Annotated in this window: 14 protein-coding genes and 1 pseudogene; 3 read left to right on the top strand and 12 right to left on the bottom strand. The window is 61.6% G+C overall.

Features of this window, described 5'->3' with window-relative positions:
* Positions 1 to 128 precede the first annotated feature (128 nt).
* From map to CCICO_RS01610, 12 genes are all read right to left on the bottom strand, one after another.
* Positions 129 to 938, bottom strand: a complete 810-nt coding sequence (gene map / locus CCICO_RS01665; RefSeq protein ID WP_018018719.1) for a type I methionyl aminopeptidase — start codon at positions 936 to 938, stop codon at positions 129 to 131.
* Positions 939 to 1,062: 124 nt separating this feature from the next.
* The gene (locus tag CCICO_RS01660; RefSeq protein ID WP_018018718.1) at positions 1,063 to 1,608 is read right to left on the bottom strand and encodes an adenylate kinase; all 546 of its coding nucleotides are present in this window, start codon (positions 1,606 to 1,608) and stop codon (positions 1,063 to 1,065) included.
* Positions 1,608 to 2,930 carry a preprotein translocase subunit SecY gene (gene secY, locus CCICO_RS01655; protein WP_018018717.1) on the bottom strand — a complete coding sequence of 441 codons (1,323 nt, stop codon included), beginning with the start codon at positions 2,928 to 2,930 and terminating at the stop codon, positions 1,608 to 1,610. Before secY ends, CCICO_RS01660 begins: the two co-directional genes overlap by 1 nt.
* 378 nt (positions 2,931 to 3,308) lie before the next feature.
* Complete coding sequence (gene rplO / locus CCICO_RS01650; protein WP_018018716.1) at positions 3,309 to 3,758, bottom strand: 50S ribosomal protein L15; 450 nt, start codon at positions 3,756 to 3,758, stop codon at positions 3,309 to 3,311.
* A gap of 7 nt (positions 3,759 to 3,765) precedes the next feature.
* Positions 3,766 to 3,951 (bottom strand): 50S ribosomal protein L30, encoded by a 186-nt coding sequence (gene rpmD / locus CCICO_RS01645; RefSeq protein ID WP_018018715.1) that lies wholly within the window; start codon positions 3,949 to 3,951, stop codon positions 3,766 to 3,768.
* A gap of 3 nt (positions 3,952 to 3,954) precedes the next feature.
* Complete coding sequence (gene rpsE / locus CCICO_RS01640) at positions 3,955 to 4,581, bottom strand: 30S ribosomal protein S5 (protein ID WP_018018714.1); 627 nt, start codon at positions 4,579 to 4,581, stop codon at positions 3,955 to 3,957.
* Positions 4,582 to 4,621: 40 nt separating this feature from the next.
* Complete coding sequence (rplR, locus tag CCICO_RS01635) at positions 4,622 to 5,023, bottom strand: 50S ribosomal protein L18 (RefSeq protein ID WP_018018713.1); 402 nt, start codon at positions 5,021 to 5,023, stop codon at positions 4,622 to 4,624.
* A complete protein-coding gene (gene rplF / locus CCICO_RS01630; RefSeq protein WP_018018712.1) occupies positions 5,023 to 5,559 on the bottom strand; it encodes a 50S ribosomal protein L6 in 537 nt (178 codons plus the stop codon). The genes rplR and rplF overlap by 1 nt, the downstream gene beginning before the upstream one ends.
* 18 nt (positions 5,560 to 5,577) lie before the next feature.
* Positions 5,578 to 5,976 carry a 30S ribosomal protein S8 gene (gene rpsH, locus CCICO_RS01625; RefSeq protein WP_018018711.1) on the bottom strand — a complete coding sequence of 133 codons (399 nt, stop codon included), beginning with the start codon at positions 5,974 to 5,976 and terminating at the stop codon, positions 5,578 to 5,580.
* A 304-nt stretch (positions 5,977 to 6,280) separates the two neighbouring features.
* Positions 6,281 to 7,042: an ATP-binding cassette domain-containing protein gene (locus CCICO_RS01620; RefSeq protein WP_018018710.1), complete on the bottom strand. Its 762-nt coding sequence runs from the start codon at positions 7,040 to 7,042 to the stop codon at positions 6,281 to 6,283.
* Between the two features lie 3 nt (positions 7,043 to 7,045).
* Entirely contained in the window at positions 7,046 to 8,047 is a 1,002-nt protein-coding gene (locus CCICO_RS01615; RefSeq protein WP_026161277.1) for an ABC transporter permease, read from the bottom strand.
* A 98-nt stretch (positions 8,048 to 8,145) separates the two neighbouring features.
* On the bottom strand, positions 8,146 to 9,192 hold the full coding sequence (locus CCICO_RS01610; protein WP_018018708.1) for a substrate-binding domain-containing protein: 1,047 nt from the start codon (positions 9,190 to 9,192) through the stop codon (positions 8,146 to 8,148).
* A gap of 619 nt (positions 9,193 to 9,811) precedes the next feature.
* Here CCICO_RS01610 and CCICO_RS01605 point away from each other — a divergent pair.
* From CCICO_RS01605 to CCICO_RS01595, 3 genes and pseudogenes are all read left to right on the top strand, one after another.
* Positions 9,812 to 11,038, top strand: a pseudogene (locus CCICO_RS01605) (RtcB family protein).
* Between the two features lie 136 nt (positions 11,039 to 11,174).
* Positions 11,175 to 11,879: a 6-carboxyhexanoate--CoA ligase gene (locus CCICO_RS01600; protein ID WP_018018706.1), complete on the top strand. Its 705-nt coding sequence runs from the start codon at positions 11,175 to 11,177 to the stop codon at positions 11,877 to 11,879.
* The gene (locus CCICO_RS01595; protein WP_018018705.1) at positions 11,876 to 13,045 is read left to right on the top strand and encodes an aminotransferase class I/II-fold pyridoxal phosphate-dependent enzyme; all 1,170 of its coding nucleotides are present in this window, start codon (positions 11,876 to 11,878) and stop codon (positions 13,043 to 13,045) included. The genes CCICO_RS01600 and CCICO_RS01595 overlap by 4 nt, the downstream gene beginning before the upstream one ends.
* Positions 13,046 to 13,121: the final 76 nt, after the last annotated feature.

Raw genomic sequence — 13,121 nt, 5'->3', positions numbered from 1 at the left:
TTCACCGACACCGAGAAGAGGTGCCGTGATGTGTCAGTTATAGCCCAGACTATGCGAGTGTCCTCAGAATAGGCGATCGTGAAGGAATCTTATCCCCTTCACGTGGACTCATGCCAATGGGACACGCCCTAGGAGAATTCTCCGTCGGGACGCGGGGTGAGGATCCGCGGCCCTGAGGCGGTGGCGGCCACGGTGTGCTCCCAGTGCGAGGCAGCCGAGCCGTCTTCTGTCACCACCGTCCAGTTATCCTCCAGCACCTCCGAAAACTCCGTGCCACCGGCGAGCATCGGTTCAATAGCCAGCACGGAGCCCTCCTGAATGAGCGGTCCCCTATTGCCGCGGCCTTCATTCGCGAGGAAGGGATCCTCGTGCATGGTGCGCCCGATACCGTGACCGCCGTAGCCGTCCACAATGTAGAGATCCACATCGAACTTGTCCTCGGCGGCGCGGGTGGCCATCTCAAGGGCGTGGGAGATATCGGTGAGTCGATTACCCGGCACCATCGCCTGAATACCTTGTTGCAGCACCCATGCCGTCGCCTCGTTGAGCGCCTGGGTGGCATGATCAAGCTCGCCGATGCCGAAGGTGAGGGCGGAATCCCCCACCCAGCCATTGAGGGTGGCGCCGCAATCGATGGACACCAGATCCCCTGGGGCGAGGATAGTCTCGGCGTTGGGGATGCCGTGGACAATGGCGTCGTTGACGGAGGCACAGATCGAGGCGGGAAACCCCTCAAAGCCAAGGAAGGTAGGCGTGGCACCGTGATCACGAATCACGGTCTCGGCGAGCGTGTCGAGCTCAAGGGTGCTCATTCCCTCCGTGGCTGCGGCACGCACCTCGCTGAGGGCGTGGCCCACCACCGCGCCCGCGGCTGCCATGAGTTCGAGCTGCTCCGCGGTTTTCGCCGCAATGCGGCGGGTATTTTTCTTTCGCCCCATGGGGTGTGTCTCCTTCGTGCTCGGGATTCAGCTCATGCGCGCTAGCGCTGCGCGTCGTGCATGAGGACGCCGACCTCCCTCTGCACACAAAGGGGGTCGGCGTGATGGTTTCTGAATTGTGGGGCTACTTGCCCAGCGCACTCATGGCGCGCTCGTTGATCTCTTCGATGCTGCCTTCGGCCTCAACGGTGAAGATCTTGTCCCCGTAGTAGTCAATCACTGGGGCGGTCTGCTCGCGGTAGACCTCCATGCGAGTGCGGATGGTGTCCTCGTTGTCGTCTGCACGACCACGGGCCAACATGCGCTCAACCACCACGTCCTCGGACACCTGGAAGTTGAGCACACCGTCAAGCTCCACGCCCTGCTGTGCGAGCATCTCGGCGAGCAGATCTGCCTGCTCGGTGGTGCGGGGAAAGCCATCGAGCAAAAAGCCCTTGGCGGCGTCCTCTTCTGCTAGGCGTGATTCCACCATACGGGCGGTCACCTCGGTGGGGACCAGTTTGCCGGCGTCGATGTAACTTTTCGCCTCCACGCCCAGCGGGGTTCCCTCGCCAATATTTGCTCGGAACAGATCACCGGTGGAGATGTGCGGAACACCCAGCTTCTCGGAGAGAATCGCAGCTTGGGTGCCCTTGCCTGCACCGGGAGGGCCTAGGAGAACGAGTCGCATTACTTCAAGAATCCTTCGTAGTTGCTTTGCAGGAGCTGACTCTCAATCTGCTTGACGGTAGTTAGTGCCACCGAGACAAGAATCAGAAGTGCGGTACCGCCAAAGGGAGTTGCACCTGCGTCAATGTTACCAACCCCGAGATCCAACATGATGTTCGGGAGCACGGCGATGATACCGAGGTAGGCGGCGCCCACAAAGAGCAGACGGTTCATCACATACCCCAGATACTGAGCGGTGGGGCGGCCCGGACGGATACCGGGGATGAAGCCGCCGTACTTCTTCATGTTCTCGGCCTGCTCGTAGGGGTCGTACTGCACCGAGACGTAGAAGTAGGAGAAGAACACGATGAGCACGAAGTAGAGCACGATGTACTGCCACGAGGAGGGAGTCTGCAGGTGCGCGATCACGTTCCGCATCCACCAGTTATCCGGCACCGTCGGGCTATTCGAGTTCACAATCTGGGTGATCAGCACCGGCATGTATATGAGGGAGGAGGCGAAGATCACCGGGATCACGCCGCCCTGGTTCACCTTCAGCGGCAGGTAGGTGGAGGTGCCGCCGTATTGGCGGCGGCCCACCATGCGCTTGGCGTACTGCACGGGGATGCGGCGCTGGCCCTGCTCAATGAAGACCACGCCGATCACGAGCAAGATCACGGCGGCAAGCACGACACCGAAGACGACCCCACCGGAGGACTGCAGGATATTCATACCGTCGGTGGGCAGTCGGGTGGCGATGCCGGCGAAGATCAGCAGCGACATGCCGTTACCGATACCTCGCTCGGTAATGAGCTCGCCGAGCCACATCACCAGCACCGCACCGGAGGTCATCACCACCACCAGCATGATGAGGGTGAAGATGTTGGCATCTTCCACCAGCACCCGCTGGCCTTGGCCGAGCAGTTGCTCTCGGTCAGCGAGGGCGACAATGCCGGCGGATTGCAGTAACGCCAACGCCACCGTGAGGTAGCGGGTGTACTGCATCATTGTGGATTGGCCGGACTGGCCTTCCTTTTTCAGCTCCTCAAAGCGCGGAATCACCACGGTAAGCAGCTGCACGATAATCGATGCCGTGATGTAGGGCATGATGCCGATAGCGAAGACCGACAGCTGCAGCAGCGCGCCGCCGGAAAACAGGTTAATCAGCGAGTACACGCCCGAGTTTTCCGAGGCGATCTCATGCAGCCGTGCGCTGATCTCGCGGTAATCCACGCCGGGCGAGGGGATCTGCGCACCAATGCGGTACAGCACGATCATCGCGAGCGTGAATAAAATCTTCTTCCGCAGATCAGCGTCCTTGAAGGCCGAGAAAATGGCGGACACTAATAATCCTCCTGTACACCCCTACCGTAAGCAGCGGCGGATAAACCGCGGCAGTCTCGGACATAAGGGACGTAGTGACAAATACCTAACTGGATGCATCAGCGCGCGGCACAGACCCGCGCCACTGACACCAAGAGTTAATAACGGTGCTACCTTACCAGCAATGCTCCCAAGCTCCGAGTCTGAGCACTCATCACACCCTAACCTTGAGGGATAGCAGGCGCTGAGCAGGGCTAACGCAGCTTATAGACGCCACCCAGCGGGCCAGGCACATACTTTGGGCACAAAAAAGACGCCAGCCTCAGCAAATACTAAAACTGGCGTCTGATTCACGCCGAGGCGAAGGGAGGCCTAAGGCCTACCCTCGTGCCTTGGGTGTTACTTGGCCTCGGTGACGGAGCCGCCGGCGGCCTCGATCTTCTCCTTGGCGGAGCCGGAGAACTTCTGTGCGGTCACGTTGACCTTCACAGAGATCTCGCCGTTGCCGAGCACCTTCACAGGCTGCTTCTTGCGCACCAAGCCGGCTGCCACGAGGTCGGCCACGGTCACGTCGCCACCTTCGGGGAAGGCCTTCTCGATGTCGGCAACGTTGACCACCTGGAAGATGACCTTGTTGCGGGCCTTGAAGCCCTTGAGCTTCGGCAGGCGCATGTGGATGGGCATCTGGCCACCCTCGAAACCTGCTGGCACCTGCTTGCGGGCCTTGGTGCCCTTGGTACCGCGGCCGGCGGTGGTGCCCTTGGAGGCATTACCGCGACCCACGCGGGTCTTGGCCTTATTCGCGCCCTTCGCCGGGCGCAGATCGTGGAGCTTAATAGGTTCGCTCATGAGTTATCTACTCCCCTGCTACTTCTTCGACCTCGACCATGTGGCGAACGGTGTTGATGTAGCCGCGGACGATCGGGGTGTCCGGGCGAACGACAACATTGTTCGGGCGCTTCAGGCCGAGGCTGCGCAGCGTGTCGCGCTGGTTCTTCTTAGCACCGACGGTGCTTCGGATCATGGTGATCTTGAGGGCCATGATTTAAGCCTCCTGACCTGCGCGTGCGCGCAGCATACGGGCCGGGGTGACCTCTTCAAGGCTCTTGCCGCGACGGGCAGCGACCTCTTCGGGGCGCACGAGCTGCTTGAGGGCATCCACGGTGGCGTGGACCACGTTGATGGCGTTGTCCGAGCCAAGGGACTTGGACAGGACGTCCTGCACACCAGCGCACTCAAGCACCGGGCGGGCAGCGCCACCAGCGATCACACCGGTACCGGGGGCTGCGGGGCGAAGCATAACCACGCCACCTGCGGCCTCACCCTGGACCGGGTGGGTGATGGTGCCGGCGATCATCGGGACGCGGAAGAAGTTCTTGCGAGCTTCCTCGGCACCCTTCTGGATAGCCTGGGGAACTTCCTTGGCCTTGCCGTAGCCAACGCCCACCATGCCCTGGCCGTCGCCCACGATCACGAGAGCGGTGAAGCTGAAGCGACGACCACCCTTCTGGACCTTGGACACGCGGTTGATGGTGACAACGCGCTCGAGGTACTGCGAGCGCTCGTCCTGCTGGTTGCGGTCATTGCGACGACCACCGCGGCGGTCGTTGCGGTTGTTCTTCTGGTTCTCGTCGGCGGTGCGTCCGCCGTCGCGCCGTTCACGTCCTGGCATTACGCGATCCTTCCGTTGTTGAACTTATCTGCGGTGATCATTAGAAGTTCAGACCACCTTCACGAGCGCCATCGGCCAAAGCCGCAACGCGGCCGTGGAACTGGTAGCCACCACGGTCAAAGACAACCTTCTCGATGCCGGCAGCCTTGGCGCGCTCGGCGACGAGCTTGCCCACAGCGGTAGCCTTGGTCTTCTTGTCGCCCTCCATCTCGCGGATGGACTGATCCATCGAGGATGCGGCGGCCAAGGTGTGGCCAGCCAGGTCGTCGATGACCTGGACGTGCATGTGGCGGGAGGAACGGTGGACGACGAGACGCGGTGCCTCGGGGGTACCGCGCAGCTTCTTGCGCAGACGGAAGTGACGACGGGCACGAGCCTGACGACGACGGGTAGAGATGTCCTTGCCGACAGGAACGCGCTTGTTCTCTGCAGTGTTGCTCATTACTTACCTGTCTTTCCGAGCTTGCGGCGGACCTGCTCACCCTCGTAACGGATGCCCTTACCCTTGTAGGGGTCATCCTTGCGCAGACGACGGATGTTAGCGGCGACCTGGCCGACCTGCTGCTTGTTGATACCGGAGATCGAAAGCTTGGTGTTGCCATCGACCGCGAAGGTGATGCCCTCGGGGGCCTCGACCAGCACGGGATGGCTGTAGCCGAGGGAGAACTCGAGGTTCTGACCCTTGGCCTGCACACGGTAACCAACACCGAAGATTTCCATCTTGATGGTGTAGCCCTCGGTCACGCCAACAACCATGTTGTTCACGAGCGAGCGGGACAGACCGTGCAGCGAACGGCTCTTGCGGTGATCATCGGGACGGGAGACAACAATCTGGTTGTCCTCCACAGCCACGGTGATCGGGGCCGGGATGTCCTGGGACAGAGTGCCCTTGGAGCCCTTGACCTCGACGTGCTGGCCGTCGATCTTGACATCAACGCCGCTGGGGATGGCGATGGGAGCTTTACCAATACGAGACATATTTAGATTCCCTCCCTCTTACCAGACGTAGGCGAGGACTTCTCCGCCTACGCCCTTCTCGTGAGCCTGGCGGTCAGTGAGCAGCCCCTGGGATGTGGAGATGATAGCCACACCGAGGCCACCGAGAACCTGCGGCAGGTTGGTGGACTTTGCGTACACGCGCAGACCCGGCTTGGAGACGCGGCGGACGCCGGAAATGGAACGCTCACGGGCAGCGGAGTACTTGAGATCCAGGGTGAGGGTCTTGCCAACCTTGGCGTCCTCGACCTGGAAGTCATTGATGTAACCCTCTTGCTTGAGGATGCCCGCGATGTTCGCCTTCAGCTTGGAAGACGGCATAGACACGGTCTCGTGGTACGCGTGGTTAGCGTTACGAATGCGAGACAGCATGTCTGCAATGGGATCAGTCATGGTCATAAGACTTAGACCTTGATACCTTTCTCGTTGCGGTTCCTAATTCACCCAAGAACCGTTGTCAGCTGTCACTAGGGAGCCGGCGACTCAAACGCTTCCACGCACTCAATAGTGGGAAAGCTCGCTGCCTTGCGCTCACGAACGCTGGACGTTATGGGGCGAATATAAGGCCTACAACAAAGTAGGAACGTACAAAATAAAAGGATCTCGCGGGATCTCGCGAGTCCAAGAAGCAGATACTACACACTCCGAGCCTGCGGGTCAAGATGTTTCAGCACGTCACCGCCCGCAGAGGCTGCGGCACGGCCTAGCGTTGCAGCTCGTGTTGTAGCGCATCCAACTCCGCGCCACCCGACATCTCTAGGGTGAGGGTGTCTACATCCACGTCCTCGCGGTCCGCCTGGAGTGTTTGCCGGCCCAAGGTGAGCACTACGAAGCGATCGCCCACCAGCAGCGCATGCTTGGGATTGTGGGTGATGAAGATGACGGCGGTGCCCTGTTCGCGGGCCTTGGCGATAAACCTCAACACCATGCCGGACTGTTTCACACCCAAAGCCGCGGTGGGCTCGTCCAGGATCACCACTCGGGCGCCAAAGTAGATCGCGCGCGCAATGGCCACCACTTGGCGCTGCCCGCCTGAGAGCGAAGCCACCGGAGCATCGATGTCTGGAATCACGATGCCCATGCGCCCCAGCTCCTCGGCGGCGATACTCTTCATCTTCTTCTCGTTGATCATTCCCCAGCGGTTCGTGATCTCTTGACCGAGAAAGAAGTTGCGCCACACACTCATCTGCCCCACCACCGCCAAGTCTTGGTAAACGGTGGCAATACCCGCGGCTAGGGCATCTGCCGGGGAGGTGAAATGGGTGGGGGTGGCGTCGACAAGCATGGTGCCGCTGGTGTGGCCATGCAGGCCGGAGAGAATCTTGATGAGAGTGGATTTGCCGGCGCCATTATCGCCGAGCACACACGTAACCTCGCCCGGTGTGACCGAGAGGTTAATATCGCGGAGCGCGTCGAACGCCCCGTATTTTTTGCCGACATTCTGCAGCTCGATTATCGCATTCATGGGCTACTTCTTTTCCGTGTATTTTGCCACGCCGAGGTTAGTCATCACAGCGAAGAGGAGCATGGCACCGAGGAAGAATTTGAACCAGTCCGGATTCCAGCCGGCGTACACAATGCCTTGGTTGGTCATGCCGAAGATCAGTGCACCAATGGCGGTTCCTACGGCTGTGCCCTTGCCGCCATTCATGGCGCATCCGCCGATCACGGCGGCAATGATGTAGAGGAATTCATTGCCCACACCCTGACCGGCTTGGATAGAATCGAAGGCGAAGAGGTTGTGCATGCCCACAAACCAGGCGGCGAAGCCGACAAACATAAACAGGATGATCTTGGTGCGCCGCACCGGCACACCCACGGCATGGGCAGCATCCTGATTACCGCCCACGGCGAATATCCAGTTGCCGAACTTGGTCTTAAACAACAGGATCGAGGCGAGTGCTACGAAACCAATCCACCAGAACACCGTTACTCGAACCTGCACACCGAACACATTCACATTCGAGGCGAAGACCATATTGGCGGAATAAAAGCCCTCCATGTCTGCAATGGTGGGGGTGGCCACCGCGCCGGTCACCAACTTGGTGATGGCCAAATTCAATCCCTGCAGCATGAGAAAGGCGCTGAGGGTGATGAGGAAGGAAGGAATGCCCGTGGTGGTGGTGAGATACCCGTTGAGCGCGCCGATAGCCAGCGCGATCACCAGCGCAATGCCCGCCCCAACCCACGAGTTGAGGTGCAGGTTGTAGTTCAGCATGGTCGCGGCGAGCGCCGCGGTGGTCACGGCCACACCGGAGGAGAGGTCGAACTCATCGCCGATCATGAGCAGACCCACGGCCAGCGCCATGATCCCCATGGTGGACGAGGCGTAGAGCACCGTCGCGAGCGATTCGAAGGAGCGGAAGGGCGGGGCCACGATCATAAAGAGCGTGAAGATCACCACCGCGCCCAGCAAACTGGCCAGCTCGGGGCGGCGAATGAGTTTCTGAAAGAAGGACCGCTGCAGCATGCGCTCATCGGTGGCTGCGGGGGCCGATGCGGAGGCAGCTGGCCCTGCCGTTGTGGCCTTGGCTGCCGAGGAGGATGCGGCGCTGGATGTGGTCTCGCTCATCGCAGACCCGCCCGTGCCGCATCGGAGATCGCATCCACATTGCTGGAGTCGACGAAGGACGGCCCGGTGTAGACCGGGCGGCCGCCGCCAACGGTGGTGCCATTGCGCATATTCAGCCACAGCGAATCCACCGCTAGATAGCCCTGGAGATAGGGCTGCTGGTCCACTGCCCACTCGATCTCGCCATTGTCGATGGCGGCCACCAGCTCCGCGTTGGTATCGAAAGTGGAGATCTTCGCCTCGGAACCTGCCTGCTGCTTGGATTTCACCGCCGCTAGGGCCACGGGCGCGACCAACCCCATCACCCAGTCGATACTCGGATCTTCCGCCAGCTTTGCCTGCAGGGTCGAGGTGACCGAGGTGAGATCCATGCCGTTGACGTAGAGGATCTCCACAGTTCCGCCGGATCCGGCCTTTTCCAGCCCCTTCTTCAGTCCGGCACAGCGGGCCTCCTGGGAGGAGTTGCCTTGCTCGTGAATCACGCACAGCGCCTTGGAGGCGCCATCCTTGGCCAGCCGCTCGCCGGCGAGTTCACCGGCAACGGACTCGTCTTGGCCGAAGAAGCCGCTCAGGCCGTATTGTTCGTAGTCATTCATACCGGCGTTGAGTCCCACCACAGGTATTCCTGCATCCACAGCACTCTGCGCCGCGGGGCCAATCGCCTGGGCGTTCGGCATCGTGACCGCTATGCCATCCACCCCGGCATCCACCGCAGACTTCACCAGATTGGCTTGGTTGGGCGCTTGGGGATCGGAGGAATAGCGCAGCTCAATATTGCTCTTTTTGGCCGCATCCTCGGCCCCCTTGCGTACTAGATCCCAGAAGGTATCTCCGGGCGCGCCGTGGCTGACCATCGCCACAACCGCCCGGTCAGTATCGGCCCCACCGAAACCCGGGCCGTCGCCGCTGCCGCCTGCCGAGTCGGCGGGGCGCGGGGCACCACCGGTGGACGAGCAGGCGCTCATGATCAGCACAAGCACCCCGAGTAAAGCGATAAGAGCGGTGAGGGCAGGGGTCGAATGCCTCGAGAAGGGCATCGACATACGGCGGGCATTTCCTAGCATAAGTACTGATTCAACGGAAGAAAGCACCACAGTGTCAAATGCATTTGCCCAGCTCATACACTATTTCTTGAACGATTAAGAATGTCTGTTCTGGCAATTTATCTCCAGCCTCCCCTACTGCGCTACCTACACCACCTACCCCCTATGACACAGCTCACCATTGCGCAATCGTGGACACAGCTGCTAGATCTTCATAGAGGCGCCACCACCTGCCCACCTAGGGCTCGGTGTGATCGTGCGCGCCACGCATATTCTTAATTACTCGCACCAGAGAGGAGGGGCAGCCCCCATGTTTGACCAGCAGCACCTGTTGAGCTTTCAGCTAGGTACCAAGCGTGTCCAACAACAGCTGTCGCCATACCTCGCCTTGACGCGGATTCAGTCCTCGATCACCTAAGGATCGATTCTCCGCCGCGGGGTACGGCACGACAGCACCCACCAGCTGTCCCCTCCCCGCGGTTTTCTTGTGCGCACGGCACGCCTGTGGGCGGCCGAGGTGGCGTCGATAAGCATGACACCACCGAAGGCATGACCTCGAGGAGACAGCGGTGCAATCAGCAACCACCACGTCACCTCTTGCTCACCAAAGGAGAGCACTATGTCATCGAAACGCACTCGACGCAGACGGCGTGCGAAAGAACCGGACATCCGTTCATTGCGGCCGCACGAGCCCATCGTGAAGAACTTCGCCTCGGAGCTCGAGGATGGGGTTCTTAGCCAGGCCCAGGAGCTGGCCGCCATGCCCTTCGTGTATCCGCACGTGGCGCTCATGCCGGACGCTCACGTCGGGCTCGGCTCCTCCGTGGGATGCGTCTTCGGCACGATCGACGCCGCCATCCCCGCCGCGGTAGGGGTGGATATCGGCTGCGGAATGATCGGCGTGCGCACCCAGTTCAGCGCCGCCGACCTCGACGGCCGCACGTTGGAGCAGCTGCGCGACGCCATCGAGGCCGCCATCCCCCTATCCCCCGGCAACTACAACGACTGGCACTTGGAGGACTCCGCCGACGCCCGCTGCCGAGAACTCACTGAGCTCGCCGAATCCACCGGCGTGGACCTGAGCCACTCGCCGAAGTAGCGGCAGCAGCTCGGCTCGCTCGGTGGCGGCAACCACTTCATCGAGCCGTGCCTGGACGAGGAAGACCGAGTGTGGATGTTCCTGCACTCCGGCTCGCGCGGGGTGGGCAACCAGATCGCCCGCACCCATATTCGTGCCGCGCAGACGCTCATGGATCGCTGGTGGATCCCGCTACCGAATAAGGATGTGGCCTATCTAGTCGATGGCACGCCCGAGTTCGACCGCTACATCAACGATCTGTTGTGGGCGCAGCGCTTCGCCTATCTCAATCGCGAGGAAATGATGGATCGCTTCGCCCGCTGTCTCGGAGAATTCCTCGGCGCGGAGGTGGCGGAAGAGCAGCGCATTAACTGTCACCACAACTACACCGAGAAGGAGGAGCACTTCGGTCGGAGCGTGTGGCTCACCCGCAAGGGCGCGATTCGCGCGGAAGAAGGAAGCCCAGCGCTGATCCCCGGCTCCATGGGCACCAGCAGCTACGTGGTGGAAGGTAAGGGCAACCCAACGGCACTGCGCTCTGCACCCCACGGCGCTGGCCGGCGTTTCTCCCGCACCGAGGCCCGCCGCCGCTTCACCGCGGAGGATCTGGACAAGCGCATGGATGGCATTGTCTACCGGCACGGCGAGGAGTGGATCGATGAGATTCCCGATGCCTATAAGGACATTGACGTGGTGATGGCCGATTCCGCCGATCTCGTCGCGGTCCGGCACACCCTGCGCCAGGTGCTTAACGTCAAGGGCACCTAGCCCTCTTCGCCGGCACATGCTTATCGACGCCTCCCCGCCGCCACTTCCCCTCCCGTCGAGCAGTGGAGGGGCGGCAGCGAGGGGGCGTCGACAAGCCTTTAACAGCGTTCAACTCGCGGCGGTATAGTCACCAATCGTGGGTTATTACAGCATCAAGATGCACGCCAGCGCTCAGGGCCAGCACATCTCCGGCGCCGAGCGCATCCTGCCCGAGGAGCAGCTCGCGGAGATGGCTGCGATCCTCACTACCCGAGCCCTGCGCCACCCCAAAGGCCGCGCTGCGGATATCTCCCTGCGGGCAACGGCCATTGCCGATGACCAGATCCTTCGCGTGCCGGCGCTGGCCACCACCACCATCGCCACCGCCAACCCAGATGAGGCCGATGCTGTCATCGCCGACATTCTCGCCGAGATAGGCGTGGGATCTCCCTACCCCTGTGTGCGGCTACTGCGAGAGGTCTCTGGGCTGCGCGGAGCGATGATCGTAGACGCCGATACCGCCGCCAGACTCGAGCCCGATCCGCATCGCGGGGTGCGCGTATCCACCTTCGATTCCAGTTGCAGCTCGCTCTCAGCGGACAAAGAACACTACCGCGAAGCCCTCACCCTGGCATCAAAAGCCCTGAGTGCGCCCGGTATTGTGGCCGAGCTGTGCATGTCGGATGACCCCGATTACACCACCGGCTATATCGCCACCGCCGGACAGTACCGCCGGCTACTCAACATGAAGCAGCAGGGCAGCACACGTGGTACCCGTGTCCTTATATATAGGGGAACGCGAGAAGATCTTTCGGCCACAATTAACTATCTGGAGAATATCCCAGTATTAGTTGAACTATGAGTACACTCTCCCACCACTCCCGCGCCGCCAACCAGGTGTGGGCCGCCGAAGGCTTGGCACGCCAAATCCATACCTTCGATGGCTCACAGCATCCGCGGGGCACGATCGACGGCGAGTACTATCTCCAGTTCTCCAGCTCGGATTATCTGGGGCTGTCCACCCACCCCCGCATGCGCGAGGCAGCCAGCACTGCCATTGAGCGCTACGGCACCGGCTCGGGAGGGTCGCGCCTAACCACCGGCACCACGGTGCACGGCGCCTTGGAGCGGGAATTGGCCGAGCACTTTGGCTATGAGGACGCCGTGTGGTTCGGCAGTGGCTACCAGGCCAATCTCTCCACCATCGCCACCTTGGCCCAGCTCGCGGGCCGGGAACTGACGATCTTCTCGGATTCGCTCAACCACGCCAGCCTTATCGACGGCATCCGCATGGCGCGCCACACCACCGGCTGCAAGACCACCATCTTCCCGCACGCCGACTACGACACGCTGGCCGAGCTCACTGCCACCTGCCCCACCACCTTCGGGCTCATCGTCTCCGATGGTGTGTTCTCCATGTCTGGGGCGGTGGCCGATCACGCGCGGCTTGAGGAAATCGCGCTGAGCCGCGGCATGTGGCTGCTCGTTGACGACGCCCACGGCGTGGGCACTCTCGGCGAACAGGGCCGGGGCAGCCTCGACGGCATCTCGCGCCCCGATGTCCTCATCGGCACCGCCTCGAAGGCGATGGGCTGCGCCGGCGGCTTCGCCCTCTGCGATGAAGACACCGCCACCCTGCTGCGCAACCGCGCCCGCAGCTTCGTGTTTTCCACCTCGTCCCCGCCGGCCACCGTGGCGGCCGCGCGCACCTCGCTGGCCATCATGAAACAGGAACCGGAACACCAGCAGCGCCTGCACGACAACATCGCCTACCTGCGCCACGGCCTCGCCATCCAAGGGTTCGAGAGCCCTGGGATCTCCCCGATTGTTCCGGTGGTCATCGGCGATGAGCGCGAAGCACTCACCATCAGCGAGGCCTTGAAGCAACGCCAGATTTTCTGCAACGCCATCCGCTACCCCACCGTGGCCCGTGGCGAGGCCATGCTAAGGCTGACCGTGCAGGCGACGATGGAGCACGAGGATATCGATACTCTGCTCACCGCCCTCGCCGAGGTGCGCGGCGCCTAAGACCAGAAACGCTGGTCAACCCCTCCCCAGGACGGGGTCGAACACAAAGGGTGGGCAGTGGCGCGGATCATCCGCG

Origin of the sequence: Corynebacterium ciconiae DSM 44920 (assembly GCF_030440575.1) — a bacterium.
Classification (GTDB): domain Bacteria; phylum Actinomycetota; class Actinomycetes; order Mycobacteriales; family Mycobacteriaceae; genus Corynebacterium; species Corynebacterium ciconiae.
The sequence above is the reverse complement of the archived record's forward strand: the minus strand, read 5'-3'. Positions and strand labels throughout refer to the sequence as shown.

Coding starts and splice junctions, on each gene's coding strand:
- rplO (WP_018018716.1), bottom strand. CDS start 3,758: ATGAGCGAACCTATTAAGCTCCACGATCTGCGCCCGGCGAAGGGCGCG.
- rplF (WP_018018712.1), bottom strand. CDS start 5,559: ATGTCTCGTATTGGTAAAGCTCCCATCGCCATCCCCAGCGGCGTTGAT.
- rpsH (WP_018018711.1), bottom strand. CDS start 5,976: ATGACCATGACTGATCCCATTGCAGACATGCTGTCTCGCATTCGTAAC.
- rpmD (WP_018018715.1), bottom strand. CDS start 3,951: ATGGCCCTCAAGATCACCATGATCCGAAGCACCGTCGGTGCTAAGAAG.
- CCICO_RS01595 (WP_018018705.1), top strand. CDS start 11,876: ATGAGTACACTCTCCCACCACTCCCGCGCCGCCAACCAGGTGTGGGCC.
- CCICO_RS01610 (WP_018018708.1), bottom strand. CDS start 9,192: ATGTCGATGCCCTTCTCGAGGCATTCGACCCCTGCCCTCACCGCTCTT.
- rplR (WP_018018713.1), bottom strand. CDS start 5,023: ATGAGCAACACTGCAGAGAACAAGCGCGTTCCTGTCGGCAAGGACATC.
- map (WP_018018719.1), bottom strand. CDS start 938: ATGGGGCGAAAGAAAAATACCCGCCGCATTGCGGCGAAAACCGCGGAG.
- rpsE (WP_018018714.1), bottom strand. CDS start 4,581: ATGCCAGGACGTGAACGGCGCGACGGCGGACGCACCGCCGACGAGAAC.
- CCICO_RS01620 (WP_018018710.1), bottom strand. CDS start 7,042: ATGAATGCGATAATCGAGCTGCAGAATGTCGGCAAAAAATACGGGGCG.
- CCICO_RS01615 (WP_026161277.1), bottom strand. CDS start 8,047: ATGCTGCAGCGGTCCTTCTTTCAGAAACTCATTCGCCGCCCCGAGCTG.
- CCICO_RS01660 (WP_018018718.1), bottom strand. CDS start 1,608: ATGCGACTCGTTCTCCTAGGCCCTCCCGGTGCAGGCAAGGGCACCCAA.